The organism is Variovorax sp. Root318D1, from assembly GCF_001424835.1.
Classification (GTDB): Bacteria; Pseudomonadota; Gammaproteobacteria; order Burkholderiales; family Burkholderiaceae_C; genus Variovorax.
In genome coordinates, this window is the sequence record NZ_LMCQ01000020.1 from 35,411 (window position 1) to 52,051 (window position 16,641).

Annotated in this window: 13 protein-coding genes; all 13 read left to right on the forward strand. The window is 65.3% G+C overall.

The window, feature by feature from the left end:
* The first annotated feature begins 211 nt into the window (after window positions 1–211).
* The 13 genes from ASC78_RS16970 (at window position 212) to ASC78_RS17030 (ending at window position 16,607) form a co-directional block, all read left to right on the forward strand.
* Window positions 212–1,291, forward strand: a complete 1,080-nt coding sequence (locus tag ASC78_RS16970; protein WP_055803556.1) for a pilus assembly protein PilM — start codon at window positions 212–214, stop codon at window positions 1,289–1,291.
* Window positions 1,288–1,908, forward strand: a complete 621-nt coding sequence (locus ASC78_RS16975) for a PilN domain-containing protein (protein ID WP_055803558.1) — start codon at window positions 1,288–1,290, stop codon at window positions 1,906–1,908. The genes ASC78_RS16970 and ASC78_RS16975 overlap by 4 nt, the downstream gene beginning before the upstream one ends.
* 6 nt (window positions 1,909–1,914) lie before the next feature.
* Entirely contained in the window at window positions 1,915–2,595 is a 681-nt protein-coding gene (locus ASC78_RS16980) for a type 4a pilus biogenesis protein PilO (RefSeq protein WP_055803561.1), read from the forward strand.
* Window positions 2,592–3,137, forward strand: coding sequence for a pilus assembly protein PilP (locus ASC78_RS16985; protein WP_055803564.1), 546 nt, complete (start codon window positions 2,592–2,594; stop codon window positions 3,135–3,137). The genes ASC78_RS16980 and ASC78_RS16985 overlap by 4 nt, the downstream gene beginning before the upstream one ends.
* Window positions 3,134–5,275, forward strand: a complete 2,142-nt coding sequence (pilQ, locus tag ASC78_RS16990) for a type IV pilus secretin PilQ (protein WP_055803567.1) — start codon at window positions 3,134–3,136, stop codon at window positions 5,273–5,275. The genes ASC78_RS16985 and pilQ overlap by 4 nt, the downstream gene beginning before the upstream one ends.
* A gap of 23 nt (window positions 5,276–5,298) precedes the next feature.
* The gene (locus ASC78_RS16995) at window positions 5,299–5,847 is read left to right on the forward strand and encodes a shikimate kinase (RefSeq protein ID WP_055803570.1); all 549 of its coding nucleotides are present in this window, start codon (window positions 5,299–5,301) and stop codon (window positions 5,845–5,847) included.
* Window positions 5,848–5,880: 33 nt separating this feature from the next.
* Window positions 5,881–6,993 (forward strand): 3-dehydroquinate synthase, encoded by a 1,113-nt coding sequence (gene aroB / locus ASC78_RS17000; protein WP_055803573.1) that lies wholly within the window; start codon window positions 5,881–5,883, stop codon window positions 6,991–6,993.
* A 22-nt stretch (window positions 6,994–7,015) separates the two neighbouring features.
* The gene (locus ASC78_RS17005) at window positions 7,016–8,146 is read left to right on the forward strand and encodes a deoxyguanosinetriphosphate triphosphohydrolase (protein WP_055804346.1); all 1,131 of its coding nucleotides are present in this window, start codon (window positions 7,016–7,018) and stop codon (window positions 8,144–8,146) included.
* Between the two features lie 61 nt (window positions 8,147–8,207).
* Window positions 8,208–9,473: an MFS transporter gene (locus ASC78_RS17010; RefSeq protein WP_055803576.1), complete on the forward strand. Its 1,266-nt coding sequence runs from the start codon at window positions 8,208–8,210 to the stop codon at window positions 9,471–9,473.
* Window positions 9,470–10,045: a DUF1415 domain-containing protein gene (locus ASC78_RS17015; RefSeq protein ID WP_055803579.1), complete on the forward strand. Its 576-nt coding sequence runs from the start codon at window positions 9,470–9,472 to the stop codon at window positions 10,043–10,045. The genes ASC78_RS17010 and ASC78_RS17015 overlap by 4 nt, the downstream gene beginning before the upstream one ends.
* On the forward strand, window positions 10,042–10,926 hold the full coding sequence (locus ASC78_RS17020) for a class I SAM-dependent methyltransferase (protein ID WP_055803581.1): 885 nt from the start codon (window positions 10,042–10,044) through the stop codon (window positions 10,924–10,926). Before ASC78_RS17015 ends, ASC78_RS17020 begins: the two co-directional genes overlap by 4 nt.
* A gap of 33 nt (window positions 10,927–10,959) precedes the next feature.
* Entirely contained in the window at window positions 10,960–11,655 is a 696-nt protein-coding gene (locus ASC78_RS17025; RefSeq protein ID WP_055803584.1) for a transposase, read from the forward strand.
* Between the two features lie 185 nt (window positions 11,656–11,840).
* Window positions 11,841–16,607, forward strand: a complete 4,767-nt coding sequence (locus tag ASC78_RS17030; protein ID WP_055803587.1) for a glutamate synthase-related protein — start codon at window positions 11,841–11,843, stop codon at window positions 16,605–16,607.
* The last annotated feature ends 34 nt before the right edge of the window (window positions 16,608–16,641 follow it).

Genomic DNA, 16,641 nt, shown 5'->3' on the forward strand with positions numbered 1-16,641 from the left:
TAAAAAGCCGCCCCCTTGCCGCGGGACGAACTTAGGTGCATCGTTGCGGCCTAAACCAAAAGTTACTGAATGTGGCGTCAACGTCAGCTTTTGACAACGTTCCCCAGCTTTGCCGGCCCCGGTTGCTTGGTTGCCGCAACGCGTGCTGCTAGCATGCAACCGAACGCACTTTTTTCCAATAGTTACAAATGCAGGGGTAAAGGGACCTAACTTGGCTGCTTTCGGATCATTGTTTCGCCGTCAGAACGCTCCCATGCTCGGCTTGGACGTCAGCTCGTCCAGCGTCAAGCTGGTCGAGCTCGGCCGTGACGCCAGCGGCAAGCTGGTTCTGGAGCGCTGCGCGATCGAACCCCTGGAACGGGGCTGGATCACCGACGGCAACGTCGAGAAGTTCGACGAAGTGGCCGAAGCCGTTCGCCGCGTGGTGCGCAAAAGCGGTACCCGCACGCGCAACGTGGCGCTGGCGCTGCCGCCTTCGGCGGTCATTACCAAGAAGATCATTCTTCCGGGCGGCATGAGCGAGCAGGAGCTCGAAATCCAGGTCGAGTCCGAAGCCAACCAGTACATTCCCTTTTCGCTGGACGAAGTCAGCCTCGACTTTTGCGTGACCGGGCAGAGCACGGCCTCCGCCGGTGACGTCGAAGTGCTGATTGCCGCTTCGCGCAAGGAAAAGGTCCAGGACCGCGAAGGCCTGGCCGAAGCGGCTGGCCTGAAGGCGGTGATCCTTGACGTCGAGTCTTATGCCTCCCGCCTCGCGACCGCCCGCCTGATCGAGCAATTGCCGGGCAAGGGCATCGATGCGGTGGTCGCGCTTTTCGAAGTGGGCGCCTTCACTACCAGCATGCAGGTGCTGCGCAACCAAGAGGTGCTGTATGACCGCGACCAGGCCTTCGGCGGCGCCCAGCTCACCCAGCTGATCGTGCGCCAGTACGGTTTCTCCGCCGAAGAGGCCGAAGCCAAGAAGCGCAGCGGCGACCTGCCCGACGACTACGGCTCGGGTGTCCTGAAGCCTTTCGTGGAAAGCATCGCGCAGGAAATTGCCCGTGCGTTGCAGTTCTTCTTCACCAGCACGCCCCACAACCGCGTGGACTACGTGCTGCTTGCAGGCGGATCGGCCTCGCTGCCGAGCCTGACCAGCGCCGTGACGCGGCAAACCTCGTTCGCCTGCTCGCTCGTGAACCCGTTCGACGGCATGGAACTGGGCCCCAACATCCGCGAGAAGAAGGTGCGGCGTGAAGCGCCTTCCTATCTGACGTCCTGCGGTCTCGCCATGCGGAGGTTCGTGCAGTGATCCTCATCAACTTGCTCCCGCACCGCGAGGCCGCACGAAAGCGGCGTCGCGAGGCGTTCTACGGCACCCTCGGCGCTGCCGCGGTCCTGGGCGTACTGATCGCCGGGCTGGCCTTTCTCTGGTTCGAGGCACAAATCTCGGCCCAGCAATCCAAGAACACTTTCCTCAAGACCGAAATCACCAAGCTCGACGCCGAGATCAAGGAGATCTCGACGCTGCAGCAGGAAATTGCAGCGCTGCGCGCGCGCCAGCAGGCGGTCGAAGATCTTCAGGGCGACCGCAACCTGCCGGTGCACCTGCTCAACGAACTGGTTCGACAGCTGCCCGACGGCGTCTATCTCACCAGCATGAAGCAGGACAACCAGACGGTTACGCTGCAAGGCATGGCGCAGTCGAACGAGCGCGTGTCGGAGCTGCTGCGCAACCTGGGCAACAACAGTCCCTGGCTGGTCAAGCCCGAGCTGGTCGAAATCACTTCGGCAACGGTGAACCTCAGCCCGCGTGATCAGCGCCGGGTGGCAAACTTCACGATGCGCATCGGCCTGAAGCGGCCGACCGACGCGCAGAAAGCCGCGGCTGACAAGGCGCTGGCCGCAGCGCAGCAGGTCAAGGGGTAACGGATCATGGCAAGCAATCGCCCCTCCCAGAAGCTCGACGTCGGCGCCGCACTGCGCGGCCTCGGCGACCAGTTCCGCAACCTGAACATGAACGACCCGGCCAGTTGGCCGCCGGTGCCACGCTACGTGCTGTGCCTGGCGGTGACCGCGCTGGTGCTGGTCGGCCTGTGGTTCGTATGGCTGACCAATTCGAATGACGAGCTCGAGAGCGAGCGCGCCAAGGAAGTCACGCTGCGCGCCGACTACCAGAAGAAAGTGGCCTTGGCCGCCAATCTAGACCTGTTGAAGAAGCAGCGCGAGCAGGTGCAGCAGTACGTGACGCTGCTCGAAAAGCAGCTCCCCAGCAAGGCTGAAATGGATGCATTGCTGTCGGACATCAACCAGGCCGGGCTCGGCCGCAGCCTGCAGTTCGAGCTGTTCCGGCCAGGACAGGTGTCTGTGAAGGACTACTACGCGGAACTGCCGATCGCCGTGCGCGTGACCGGCCGGTACCACGACATCGGCTCCTTTGCGGCCGACGTCGCGAGCCTGTCGCGCATCGTGACGCTGAACAACCTCACGATCGTTCCTCAAAAAGACAAGGACGGCACCCTGACGATGGATGCCACGGCCCGCACTTACCGCTATCTCGATGACGAAGAGCGGGCGGCCCAGAAACGCGCCGCGGCGCCTAAGGCGAAGAAATGAGGACGACCGCGAAACTCCTGTGGCTGGTTGCGGCCGCATTCGGCCTGAGCGCCTGCGCCGACTCCGAGCAGGAAGACCTGCGCCGCTGGATGGTCGAGCAGCGCGCCCAGGTCAAGCCCAACGTGCCGCCGATCACGGAGCCGAAGAAATTCACGCCCCAGGCCTACACCGAAGGGTCGGCATTCGAGCCGTTCAACCTGCTGAAGCTGACCCAGGCGCTGCGCCGGGATTCGAACCAGCCCAGCACGTCCGAACTGATCGCGCCTGAACTGGTGCGCCGCAAGGAGGCGCTCGAAGCTTTCCCGCTCGACGCCATGGCCATGGTGGGCAGCATGAACCGCAATGGCCAGCCCGTGGCGCTGGTCCGGGTCGACAAGCTGCTCTACAAGGTGCGGGTCGGCGAGTACCTGGGACTGAACTACGGGCGCATCACCCGTATCAACGAAACCGAAGTCGCCTTGCGTGAAATCGTGCAAGACGCCGCCGGTGAATGGATCGAACGCGTGGCGACATTGCAGCTGCAAGAGAGTGCGAAGAAATGAATCACAAAAAATCAACGATGGCACAGCGGCTGCGAGCTGCCGGGCTCGGTCTCTTGGCATTCGGCGCGCTCGCGATTGCCCATGCGCAAAACGCCATTGAAGCGGTGACCAGTTCGACGCAATCCGGCGCCGAGGTGATCCGCATCGATCTGGCGCAGCCGCTCACGGCAGTGCCGACCGGTTTTGCGGTGCAGACGCCAGCGCGCATTGCGCTCGATTTCCCCGGGGTGACGAACGCCATCGGCCGTTCTGCCATCGAGGTGAATCAGGGCAACCTGCGTTCCGTCAACGTGGTCCAGGCTGGCGAACGCAGCCGCGTCGTGCTGAACCTCAAGCAGGCCACCTCTTACAAGGCCGAGATCCAGGGCAAGTCGCTGCTGGTGATTCTCGAACCCGTGGCCGGCACGGCGCTGGCGTCATCCACGCCCACCGTCTTTGCGGAAAACCGCAACCGCGACACCCTGCCGCTGCGCGATGTCGACTTCCGCCTGGGTTCGGACAACACGGGCCGCGTGATCGTCGATTTGCCGAACAATCAAGTGGGTGTCGATGTCAAGCAGCAGGGCAAGAACCTCGTCGTGGAGTTCACCAAGTCGACGCTGCCTGAAGGCCTTCGCCGCCGCCTGGACGTGGCCGATTTCAATACGCCGGTCCAACTGATCACTTCGCAACAGTCTGGCGACCGTGTTCGCATGACGATCGAGGCCAAGGGCGACTGGGAGCACAGCGCCTACCAGAGCGAAAACCAGTTCGTGGTCGAAGTCCGCGCCCGCAAGGTGGACCCGGCCAAGCTGACGCAGGGCGTCGGCTACAACGGCGAGAAGCTCTCGCTGAACTTCCAGAACATCGAAATCCGCTCGTTGCTGCAGGTGATCGCCGACTTCACGAACTTCAACATCGTGACTTCCGACTCGGTCACCGGCTCGCTGACGCTGCGCCTGAAGGACGTGCCCTGGGACCAGGCGCTCGACATCATCATGCAGGCGAAGAACCTGGGCATGCGCAAGAATGGCAGCGTGCTGTGGATCGCGCCCAAGGACGAAATCAACGCCAAGGAGAAGCTCGATTTCGAGGCCAAGGCCGCAATCGAGAACCTGGAGCCGGTGCGCACCCAGTCGTTCCAACTCAACTACACCAAGGCGATTGCGATTGCGCAAGGCCTGACCGGGACCGGCGCCTCGGGCGGCGGTGGCGGTGGCGGCTCCGCCACCCGCATCCTGAGCCCGCGCGGCAGTGTGATCGCGGAGGCGCGCACCAACCAGCTGTTCGTGTCGGACATCCCCTCGCGCCTGGCGCAAGTGGCCGACCTGATCCAGAAGCTCGACATCCCGGTCCGTCAGGTGCTGATCGAAGCCCGGATCGTGGAAGCGTCCGACACCTTCGGCAAGTCGCTGGGCGTGCGGCTGGGCGGCGGCATCGCCGGCGAGCGCTTCGCCTCGTCGTCGGGCAACCGCGCCTTCGCCAACCTGGGCATGATGCCGACGGTGAGTTCGGGTACGAGCGGCAACACCGCCACCACCACCTGGACCAACTCCAACTTCATCAACCTGCCCTCTGGCGATGCCGGCGGCACGGGCAACTCTCCAGGCACGTTCGCGATCTCGCTTTTCAATTCGAGCTTCTCGCGCATGCTGAACCTCGAAATCTCGGCGCTCGAAGCCGACGGCAAGGGCAAGCTGGTGTCCAGCCCGCGCGTCATCACCGCCGACCAGACCAAGGCGCTGATCGAGCAGGGTGAAGAAATCCCCTACCAGCAGGCCACGTCCAGCGGTGCAACGTCGATTTCGTTCCGCAAGGCGGTTCTGAAGCTCGAAGTCACTCCGCAGATCACGCCTGAAGGCAACATCATCCTCACGCTGGACGTGAGCAAGGATGCCCGCGGCGTCAATACTTCGGCAGGTCCGGCCATCAACACCAAGCACGTTCAGACCGAAGTGCTGGTCGAGAACGGCGGCACGGTCGTCATCGGTGGTATCTTCGAACTCACCGAAACCAATGACGAATCGCGCGTGCCGGTGCTGGGTGAAGTGCCCTACCTGGGTGCACTGTTCCGCAAGCGCGAACGCGTTGCCAACAAGACCGAAATGCTCGTCTTTATCACTCCGAAGATGATTACCGACCGCAACGCCGCGCGCTGACGCGCGGGCGTAGCAGCCACCGCGTGGCGGTCGCACTCGTCGGGTTGCCCGGCGCCGGCAAATCCGCAGTGGGCCGGCGCTTGGGCGTGCGCCTGGACCTTCCGTTCGTCGACACCGACCACGTCATCGAGCAGCGCATCGGCTGCTCGATTCGCGATTATTTCGACCGCGAAGGTGAAACCGCCTTCCGCGACCTCGAAGAGACGGTCATCGCCGACCTTGCCGCGAATGCCCACGGCGTGCTGGCCACTGGCGGCGGCGCCGTCCTGCGGGAGGCCAATCGCAAGCAGTTGCGGGATCACTTCCACGTGATCTATCTGCGATCCTCCCCCGAAGACCTGTTCCGACGCCTGCGCCACGACGTCAAGCGGCCGCTTCTGCAGGTGGCCGATCCGCTCGGCCGGTTGCGCGAACTGCACGATGCGCGCGATCCGCTCTACCGGGAGACGGCCCACGACGTGGTCGACACGGGGCGCCCGTCAATCGCCATGCTGGTCAACATCATCGTGATGCAGCTCGAGCTTGCCGGCATCGTCGCGCCGGGATCCCGGCCGGAAGAACCCACGGCCTGAGCGGGCCCGGCCGCAGCGCCTAAACTCGCTGCCATGTCATTGCCCGCACCTTCCGCACCGCCCGAACGCGTCGATATCCAGCTCGGCGAGCGCAGCTACCCGATCCTCATCGGAACCGGCTTGCTGGACGATCCCCAGAGCTTTGCCGTGGCACCCGCCGCCGCCACAGCGCTGATCGTCAGCAACACCACCGTGGCGCCGCTCTATGCCAAGGCCTTGCGCGCCGCGTTGGCAGGCCGCTTCCGCACCGTGCACATGCTCGAATTGCCCGACGGCGAGGTGCACAAGAACCTGCAGACGCTGAACCTGATATTCGACGCCCTGCTCGGCCACGGCAGCGACCGAAAGACGGTGCTGTTCGCGCTGGGCGGCGGGGTGGTGGGCGACATGACCGGCTTCGCAGCCGCCAGCTACATGCGCGGCGTGCCATTCGTGCAGGTGCCGACCACGTTGCTGGCCCAGGTCGACTCCTCGGTGGGCGGCAAGACTGCCATCAACCACCCGCTGGGCAAGAACATGATCGGCGCGTTCTACCAGCCGCAGCTGGTGGTGTGCGACCTGGGCACGCTGCAGACACTGCCGCCGCGGGAGCTGAGCGCGGGCCTGGCCGAAGTCATCAAGTACGGCCCCATCTACGACATGACGTTCTTCGACTGGATCGAAGCGAATGTCGATGCGCTGGTGGCGCGCGACCCGGCCGCGCTGGCCCACGCCGTCAAGCGCAGCTGCGAGATCAAGGCGCTGGTCGTCGGAGAGGACGAGCGCGAGACCGGGCTGCGCGCCATCCTCAACTTCGGCCACACCTTCGGCCACGCCATCGAGTCGGGCCTTGGCTACGGCGAATGGCTGCACGGCGAAGCGGTCGGCTGCGGAATGGTCATGGCGGCGCACCTGTCGCAGCGGCTGGGCGGGGTGGACGCAGCGTTCGTCGAGCGGCTCACGCGGCTGATCGACCGCGCCGGCCTGCCCACCGTCGGCCCTGCGCTGGGCGCGGACCGATACCTTGAATTGATGCGGGTCGACAAGAAATCCGAAGCGGGTGAAATTCGCTTCGTGGTGATCGACAAGCCGGGCTCCGCCGCGGTCAGCAGCGCGCCCGATGCCCTCGTTCGCGAAGTGCTCGCGCAGTGCTGCCGCGCGGAATGAGCGCAGCGCCAAGGGTGCGCCCATGAACCTCGCGGCGTATGCCTGCCACCCTGCGCGGTCGCGCGGGAGGCGGCATGCCGAGCCGCCGGCGCCCACGCGCGATGCCTTCCAGCGCGATCGCGACCGAATCGTGCATTCCACGGCCTTTCGGCGGCTGGTCTACAAGACCCAGGTTTTCCTGAACCATGAAGGCGACCTGTTTCGCACGCGGCTCACACATTCACTCGAGGTGGCGCAATTAGGCCGCTCCATCGCGCGGGCGTTGCGCATCAACGAAGACCTGGTCGAAGCGATTGCGCTCGCTCACGATCTCGGCCACACGCCGTTCGGCCACGCGGGACAAGACACCCTCAATGCCTGCATGGAAGCCCATGGCGGCTTCGAGCACAACCTTCAAAGCCTGCGCGTGGTTGACGCCCTGGAACTCCGCTACCCGCAATACGACGGCCTGAACCTCAGCTTCGAAACCCGCGAAGGCATCCTCAAACATTGCTCACGCGCCAATGCGGAGCGCCTGGAAGCCACCGAACCCAACGGCGTGGCGCGGCGCTTCCTGGACCGCACGCAGCCGGGACTCGAAGCGCAGCTGTGCAACCTGGCCGACGCGATCGCCTACAACGCCCACGACATCGACGACGGCGTGCGGTCGGGGCTTATCAGCGTCGAGCAGCTCGGCGAGGTGGATCTGTTCGAGCGCTACCGCCGCGAGGCGCTTGCCGAATATCCCCAACTGGAGGGGCGGCGCGTGCTCTACGAGACGATCCGCCGCATGCTGAGCGCCCAGGTCTATGACGTGATCGATGCCACCCGCTCGGCAATCGAAACGGCCAAGCCAGCCGATGCGGACGGGGTGCGGAACTCGCCGCCGCTCGTTGCGTTCAGCGACGCCATGCAGGCGCAGTCCAACGAGCTCAAGCGCTTTCTGTTCCGCAACCTCTACCGGCATCCGCAGGTCGCGCAGACCACCGACCAGGCGCAGCAGGTGGTGCAGGAGCTGTTCGAGGCCTACCTCGGTCGCTCTTCCGAAATGCCAGTCTCCTATGCCGAGCGCCGCGACCGGCACCGCGCCGTGGCCGACTACATCGCCGGCATGACCGACCGCTTCGCCATGCGCGAGCACGAAAGGCTGACCGGCCGGCGGGGCATCGCATGAGCCCCCGTCCGGCCATTCCGAAGGGGCGCGCACGGCAGCCCGACTGGGCGAAGGCCCTCCAATGAGCGCGACGGTCGTGGCATCCGCGCGCGTTCCCGCCGCTGCGTTTGCCGTGGTGCTGGGCGGCGTCAGCGCAGCGCTTCACCTGGGGAAGCTGCCGCCCGCGGTGCCGGCGCTGCAGGCTTCGCTCGGCATCGGCCTCGTCGAGGCGGGTTTTCTGCTCTCGCTGGTGCAGGTGGCGAGCATGACGCTGGGGCTGGCGGCCGGGCTGGCTGCCGACACCATCGGCTTGCGCCGCAGCATGCTGACGGGACTCGTGGTGTTGACGGCTGCGAGCCTTCTGGGCGGCGGCGTCGGTGCGGGCCTCTTCGGCGATGCACACGCAGTGCAATGGCTGCTGCTCCTGCGCGCCGTCGAAGGCATCGGCTTTCTGCTGGCGGTCATGCCGGGACCGGGGCTGATCCGCGCATTGACTCCGCCGGGCGCCGACAAGGCGGCGCTGGGCGTGTGGGGCGCATACATGCCGCTGGGCGTGGCGCTCGCGCTGCTGCTGGGGCCGGCTTTGATCGCCTGGGGCGGATGGGGCGACTGGTGGTGGGCGCTGTCCGCCGTTTCGGCCGCCGCGGCGCTTTGGGTGTGGTCGGCCGTGCCGGCGGACAGGCTTCGTTCCGTTGCGGCAGGCGGCGGCATGCCGAGCGGATGGGCGTTGCGCCTGCATGCCACTGTCGGCGCGCGCGCGCCTTGGATGGTCGCGTCGAGCTTCGCGGTGTATTCGGCGCAATGGATGGCCGTGATCGGTTTCCTGCCAGCCATCTACGCCGGCGCCGGCGTGCCGGCCGGCTGGAACGCGGTACTCACTGCCATTGCGGCCGCGATGAACATCGTCGGCAACCTCGCGGGCGGCCGGTGGCTGCAGCGCGGCGTTGCGCCGGAGCGCCTGCTGCAGTGGGGTTTCGTGGCCATGGCGCTGGGCGGAGTGGCCGCTTTCGCACAGGTGGGGCAGGGGGGCGATGCGCTCGGCCTGCCGCCAGCGCTGCGCTATGCCGCGGTCTGCGCCTTTTCGCTGGGTGGGGGAGTAGTGCCCGCAACCCTGTTCCTCCTCGGGGTTCGCTTGGCGCCAGGGCCCACCACCGTTTCCACCACGGTCGGGCTCATGCAGCAGGCTTCCTCCCTGGGGCAATTCCTGGCGCCGCCCGCGGTCGCGTGGGTGGCTCACCGTGCCGGCGGCTGGCATTGGACCTGGGCGGCCACGCTGGCATGCTCGCTGGCCGGCATGGCCCTTGCGCGGCGCCTGGGGCGAATACGCCTGGCGGCGGAGGTGGGATGACCGGCGCGGCGACAATCGACGCCATTCAGGCTGAAGCCGATACCCGGCGCTGGCTCGAGCGCGCGGTGATCGGGCTCAACCTGTGCCCGTTCGCCAAGGCGGTGCACGTGAAGGCGCAGATCCACTATGCCGTGTACCTGCCTGCCGACGACGCCGCGCTGATCGAGGCTCTGCTGGAACAGGCCAATGAACTTGCCGCGCTCGATGCCTCCGTGCGCGACACCACCTTGCTGATAGCACCCAACACCTTGGCGGATTTTCTGGACTTCAACGATTTCACGGCGCGCGCCGAACGCAAGCTCGCCCGCGCGGGTTTCGACGGCGTGTTCCAGCTCGCGAGCTTTCATCCGCAGTTTCAATTTGCGGGAACGGAGAGCGGCGACATCGCCAACGCGACCAACCGCGCGCCATACCCCACGCTGCACCTGCTGCGCGAAGACAGCGTGAGCCGTGCGGTCGAGGCGTTTCCAGAGGCCGAAACCATCTTCGAACGCAACATCGAAACGCTCGAAGCGCTGGGGCCGGACGGATGGGCCGCGCTGGGTGTGGGCCCGGGGAGCGCCCGATCATGACGAATTCACAAGCGACCAACGCGGTGAAGACCGCCAAGGCCTCCAAGGCCGAGGCCGAGCTGGCGGAGGTCTTGCGTCCGGGGCAGTCCATCGAACTGCTCAAGGAACTGCACATCCTCACGCGCGAGGGTCGTCTCAACCAGGATTCGCGGCGCAAGCTCAAACAGGTCTACCACCTGTTCCAGTTCATCGAGCAATTGCTGCGCGAACTGCCGGAAGGCGGTGCCGAGGCCACGTTGGCCGACCATGGCGCGGGCAAGTCGTACCTCGGCTTCATCATCTACGACCTGTTCTTCCGGTCGCGCTCAGGCGGCCACGTCTACGGCATCGAGACCCGAAGCGAGCTGGTCGAGAAGTCGCGCGCATTGGCACGGCAGCTGGGCTTCGACCGCATGTCGTTCCTGAACCTCACGGTGGCCGAATCGGCCCAAGCGAGCGAGCTGCCGGAGCGCATCGACGTGGTCACCGCGCTGCACGCCTGCGACACCGCAACCGACGACGCCATCGCCTTCGGGCTCGCGAAGAAGGCGCGCTGCATGGTGCTGGTGCCCTGTTGCCAGGCCGAGGTGGCGGCATGCCTGCGCGAAACCAAGGCGCTGGCCTTGTCGCGAACGCCATTGGCCGAGCTTTGGCGCCATCCGCTGCACACGCGCGAGATCGGCAGCCAGCTCACCAACGTGCTGCGCTGCCTCTACCTCGAGGCCAACGGCTACAGCGTTACCGTCACCGAGCTGGTGGGCTGGGAGCACAGCATGAAGAACGAGCTGATCCTGGCGCGCCACACCGGGCAGCGCAAGGCCGCCGCGGCAGCAAGGCTTGGCGAGCTGCTGTCGCAGTTCGGACTCGACGCGCTGGGCGATACACGGTTTCGCCTGTCCTGAAGTCAGCGAGAGCGCGTTCGTTCGATTCACGCCATGGCCCGTCTGCCTCGCCTCACGCTCGCCGACATGCCGCACCACGTGATCCAGCGTGGAAACAACCGCCAGGTCATTTTTGTGGATCGCGCGGACCACGAGCGGCTGCTCGCCCTTTTGGCGGACGCCGCCACGCGCTTTGGGGTGGCGCTGCATGCCTATGTGCTGATGGACAACCATTTCCATCTGCTGGCAACGCCCAGCACCACTACCGGGCTTCCCCAGTTCATGCAGTCGGTGGGGCGCAGCTATGTGCGCTATTTCAACGACCGCCATGGCCGCAGCGGCACCTTGTGGGAGGGGCGCTACAGGTCGACGCTGATCCAGACCGATCGCTATCTGCTGACCTGCATGGCCTACATCGACCTGAACCCCGTGCGGGCCGGCTTGGTGGCTGATGCGCGCGACTTCCCGTGGTCCAGTTACGGGCACTATGCGGGGCTGCGGCATGACAAGCTGCTGACGCCGCATCCGCTGTACTGGGAATTGGGCAACACGCCCTTCGCGCGCGAAGCGGCTTATACGGAATTGGTGCGCGCCGGCGTGCGGCAGGCCGACCAGGGCGCGCTCACCGAGGCCACTTTGCGGGGGTGGGCGGCCGGCGATGCCAATTTTCTCGCGTCGCTGCAAAAGTCCACCGAACGCCGCGTGGCCAAGACCAAGGCAGGGCGTCCGCCTTCGGCTCCTCGCTCCTGAATACGATGACTGCAGCTTGGCCCTGCCGGCAGGGAAGTGCCTTTCTCATTTTTAATCTGTCCCTAATTTGATCCTGACCAGAAGGCTCGGAATTAAATTGGAATCTGACCCCCAATAAAGTGTTTGGCATTCTTTGTGCATCGCAATATCCTTCTCATCCCTGCGAAAAACTGAAGGAGTGCGCCATGACGACGGCTGCCGAGATCGAACATCTCCAACAACACGGTCTGTATTCCGGTGCCGACGAGCACGATGCCTGCGGCGTCGGCTTCGTGGCGCACATCAAGGGCGAAAAGAGCCATGCCATCGTGCTGCAGGGCCTGAAGATCCTCGAAAACCTGGACCATCGCGGCGCAGTGGGCGCTGACAAGCTGATGGGCGACGGCGCGGGCATCCTGATCCAGCTGCCCGACCATCTGTATCGCGAAGAAATGGCCAAGCAGGGCGTCACGCTGCCGCCGCCCGGCGAATACGGCGTCGGCATGATCTTCCTGCCCAAGGAACACGCGTCCCGCGAAGCCTGCGAGCAGGAAATGGAACGCGCCATCAAGGCCGAAGGCCAGGTGCTGCTGGGCTGGCGCGACGTGCCGGTGAACCGCGACATGCCGATGTCGCCCACCGTCCGCGCCAAGGAGCCGCTGCTGCGCCAGGTGTTCATCGGCCGCGGCAACGACGTGATCGTGCAGGACGCGCTGGAGCGCAAGCTCTACGTGATCCGCAAGACCGCCAGCGCCAACATCCAGCGCTTGAAGCTCAAGCACAGCAAGGAATACTACGTTCCGAGCATGTCGAGCCGCACCGTGGTCTACAAGGGCCTGCTGCTCGCCGACCAGGTCGGTACCTATTACCTCGACCTGCAGGACAAGCGCTGCATCTCGGCCCTGGGCCTCGTGCACCAGCGCTTCTCGACCAACACCTTTCCCGAGTGGCCGTTGGCCCACCCGTACCGCTATGTCGCCCACAACGGCGAAATCAACACGGTCAAGGGCAACTACAACTGGATGAAGGCACGCGAAGGCGTGATGTCGTCGCCCGTGCTGGGCGCCGACCTGCAGAAGCTCTATCCCATCAGCTTTGCCAACCAGTCCGACACCGCCACCTTCGACAACTGCCTCGAGCTCTTGACGATGGCCGGCTACCCCATCAGCCAGGCCGTGATGATGATGATTCCCGAGCCCTGGGAACAGCACGCCACCATGGACCCGCGCCGCCGCGCGTTCTATGAGTACCACGCCGCCATGCTCGAGCCGTGGGACGGCCCGGCCTCCATCGTGTTCACCGACGGCCGCCAGATCGGCGCCACGCTCGACCGTAACGGCCTGCGCCCCTCGCGCTACTGCGTGACCGACGACGACCTGGTCATCATGGCGTCGGAATCGGGCGTGCTGCCAGTGCCCGAGCAAAAGATCGTGCGCAAGTGGCGCCTGCAGCCCGGCAAGATGTTCCTGATCGACCTGGAGCAGGGCCGCATGATCGACGACGAGGAGGTCAAGGCCACCCTCGCCAACAGCAAGCCCTACAAGCAGTGGATCGAAAACCTGCGCATCAAGCTCGACAGCGTCAAGGCCGAGCCGGCCGCATCGACGATCAAGACGCCCGTGAGCCAGGTGGCGCTGCTCGACCGCCAGCAGGCTTTCGGCTACACGCAAGAAGACATCAAGTTCCTGATGAGCCCGATGGCGCAAGCCGGCGAAGAGGGCATCGGCTCCATGGGTAATGACAGCCCGCTGGCCGTGCTCTCCAACAAGAACAAGCCGCTCTACAACTACTTCAAGCAGTTGTTCGCGCAAGTGACCAACCCGCCGATCGACCCGATTCGCGAGGCCATCGTGATGTCACTGGTGTCCTTCATCGGCCCCAAGCCCAACCTGCTGGACATCAACCAGGTCAACCCGCCGATGCGGCTTGAAGTGAGCCAGCCGATCCTCGACTTTGCCGACATGGCGAAGCTGCGCGACATCGGCAAGTACACGCAGGGCAAGTTCAAGAGCTACGTGCTCGACATCACCTACCCGCTCGCATGGGGCGACGAAGGCGTCGAAGCCAAGCTGGCCTCGCTGTGCGCCGAAGCGGTGGACGCCATCAAGGGCGGCCACAACATCCTGATCGTGAGCGACCGCAGCGTGAGCCCCACGCAGGTTGCGATTCCCGCCGTGCTGGCGCTGTCGGCCGTGCACCAGTACCTGGTGCGTGAGGGCCTGCGCACCACGGCCGGCCTGGTGGTGGAAACCGGCTCGGCGCGCGAGGTGCATCACTTCGGCGTGCTGGCGGGCTACGGCGCCGAAGCCGTGCACCCCTATCTCGCCATGGAAACGCTGGCGGCCATGCATGCCGACCTGCCGGGAGACATGAGCGCGGAGAAGGCGGTCTACAACTACGTCAAGGCCATTGGCAAGGGTCTCTCGAAGATCATGTCGAAGATGGGTGTCAGCACCTACATGAGCTATTGCGGCGCCCAGTTGTTCGAAGCCATCGGCCTCAACACCGAGACGGTGAACAAGTACTTCACCGGCACCGCGAGCCGCGTCGAGGGCATCGGCGTGTTCGAGATTGCCGAGGAAGCCATTCGCATGCACAAGGCGGCATTCGGCGACGACCCGATTCTTTCCAACATGCTCGATGCCGGCGGCGAGTACGCCTGGCGCACCCGCGGCGAAGAGCACATGTGGACGCCCGACGCCATCGCCAAGCTGCAGCACAGCACGCGCTCCAACAACTGGAACACGTACAAGGAATACGCGCAGCTCATCAACGACCAGAACCGCCGCCACCTCACGCTGCGCGGCCTGTTCGAGTTCAAGATCGATCCCGCCAAGGCCATCCCGGTCGACGAGGTCGAGTCCGCTGCCGAAATCGTCAAGCGCTTCGCCACCGGTGCGATGTCGCTCGGCTCGATCAGCACCGAGGCGCACGCCACGCTCGCCATTGCCATGAACCGCATCGGCGGCAAGAGCAACACGGGCGAGGGCGGCGAAGATCCGGCGCGTTATCGCAACGAGCTCAAGGGCATCCCGATCAAGCAGGGCGACACGCTCAAGAGCGTGATCGGCGCGGCCAACGTCGAGGTCGACCTGCCGCTCCAAGATGGCGACTCGCTGCGTTCGCGCATCAAGCAGGTGGCTTCGGGCCGCTTCGGCGTCACGGCCGAGTACCTGTTCTCGGCCGACCAGATCCAGATCAAGATGGCGCAGGGCGCCAAGCCGGGCGAGGGCGGCCAGCTGCCCGGCGGCAAGGTCACCGAGTACATCGGCAAGCAGCGTTATGCCGTGCCGGGCGTCGGCCTGATCTCGCCGCCGCCGCACCACGACATCTACTCGATCGAAGACCTGGCGCAGCTGATTCACGACCTGAAGAACGCCGCGCCGCACGCGAGCATCAGCGTCAAGCTGGTGAGCGAAATCGGCGTGGGCACCATCGCGGCCGGCGTGGCCAAGTGCAAGAGCGACCACGTGGTGATCGCGGGCCATGACGGCGGCACGGGCGCATCGCCCTGGTCGTCGATCAAGCACGCCGGCAGCCCGTGGGAAATCGGTCTGGCCGAAACGCAGCAGACGCTGGTGCTCAACCGCCTGCGCAGCCGCATCCGCGTGCAGGCCGACGGCCAGATGAAGACCGGCCGCGACGTTGCCATTGGCGCGCTGCTGGGTGCTGACGAATTCGGCTTTGCCACCGCGCCGCTGGTGGTCGAAGGCTGCATCATGATGCGCAAGTGCCACCTCAACACCTGCCCGGTGGGCGTGGCCACGCAAGACCCGATCCTGCGCAAGAAGTTCTCGGGCAAGCCCGAGCACGTCGTCAACTACTTCTTCTTCGTGGCAGAAGAAGTGCGCCAGATCATGGCCCAGCTCGGCATCCGCAAGTTCGACGATTTGATCGGCCGCGCCGACCTGCTCGACATGCGCAAAGGCATCGAGCATTGGAAGGCTTCCGGCCTGGACTTCAGCCGCCTGTTCGCGCTGCCGATCGTGCCGGCCGACGTGCCGCGTTATCACGTCGAGAACCAGGACCATGGTCTCGAGCGTGCGCTCGACGTCAAGCTGATCGAGAAGTCACGCCCCGCCATCGAACGCGGCGAGAAGGTGCAGTTCATCGAGGTGGCGCGCAACGTCAACCGCTCGGTGGGCGCCATGCTGTCGGGCGCGCTGACCAAGGTGCATCCGCAAGGCCTGCCCGACGACTCGATCCGCATCCAGCTCGAAGGCACGGGCGGCCAGTCGTTCGGCGCCTTCCTGGCGCGCGGCATCACGCTCTACCTGATCGGCGATGCCAACGACTACACCGGCAAGGGCCTCTCCGGCGGCCGCGTGGTGGTGCGCCCGAGCCTCGACTTCCGCGGAGAAGCGGCGCGCAACACCATCGTCGGCAATACGGCGCTTTACGGTGCGACCACCGGCGAGGCGTATCTTTGCGGCGTGGCCGGCGAACGCTTCGCGGTGCGCCTGTCGGGTGCCACGGCCGTCATCGAAGGCACCGGCGACCACGGCTGCGAATACATGACCGGCGGCACGGTTGCGGTGCTCGGCAAGACGGGCCGCAACTTCGCGGCCGGCATGAGCGGCGGCGTGGCTTTCGTCTATGACGAAGACGGCCAGTTCGCCACGCGCTGCAATCTCTCGATGGTGTCGCTCGACAAGGTGCTGACCTCGGCCGAGCAGTTGGCAAGCATGCACCGCAAGATCTGGCACGGCGGCGAAACCGACGAAGCCCAGCTCAAGAAGCTGCTCGAAGAGCACCACCGCTGGACTGGCAGCAAGCGCGCGCGCGAACTGCTCGACAACTGGGCCGTGTCGCGCACCAAGTTCGTCAAGGTGTTCCCGAACGAATACAAGCGCGCGCTCGCCGAGCTGCATGACCGCAAGGTCGAGCTGACCAGCAGCGGCAACAACGCGCACGTCGGCCTGGAACCGCACGCGCTGGCTCCCGCACCGCAGACGTCGCCGGCTTCGGTTTGAGCGCCCACGAGAACGCAGAGAGAAAAAGGACATC

What these genes read in the sequence shown, in the direction of transcription:
- ASC78_RS17005 (WP_055804346.1), top strand. Translation starts at nt 7,016, where the DNA reads ATGAACCTCGCGGCGTATGCCTGCCACCCTGCGCGGTCGCGCGGGAGG.
- ASC78_RS17025 (WP_055803584.1), top strand. Translation starts at nt 10,960, where the DNA reads ATGGCCCGTCTGCCTCGCCTCACGCTCGCCGACATGCCGCACCACGTG.
- pilQ (WP_055803567.1), top strand. Translation starts at nt 3,134, where the DNA reads ATGAATCACAAAAAATCAACGATGGCACAGCGGCTGCGAGCTGCCGGG.
- aroB (WP_055803573.1), top strand. Translation starts at nt 5,881, where the DNA reads ATGTCATTGCCCGCACCTTCCGCACCGCCCGAACGCGTCGATATCCAG.
- ASC78_RS17010 (WP_055803576.1), top strand. Translation starts at nt 8,208, where the DNA reads ATGAGCGCGACGGTCGTGGCATCCGCGCGCGTTCCCGCCGCTGCGTTT.
- ASC78_RS17020 (WP_055803581.1), top strand. Translation starts at nt 10,042, where the DNA reads ATGACGAATTCACAAGCGACCAACGCGGTGAAGACCGCCAAGGCCTCC.
- ASC78_RS17030 (WP_055803587.1), top strand. Translation starts at nt 11,841, where the DNA reads ATGACGACGGCTGCCGAGATCGAACATCTCCAACAACACGGTCTGTAT.
- ASC78_RS16980 (WP_055803561.1), top strand. Translation starts at nt 1,915, where the DNA reads ATGGCAAGCAATCGCCCCTCCCAGAAGCTCGACGTCGGCGCCGCACTG.
- ASC78_RS17015 (WP_055803579.1), top strand. Translation starts at nt 9,470, where the DNA reads ATGACCGGCGCGGCGACAATCGACGCCATTCAGGCTGAAGCCGATACC.
- ASC78_RS16985 (WP_055803564.1), top strand. Translation starts at nt 2,592, where the DNA reads ATGAGGACGACCGCGAAACTCCTGTGGCTGGTTGCGGCCGCATTCGGC.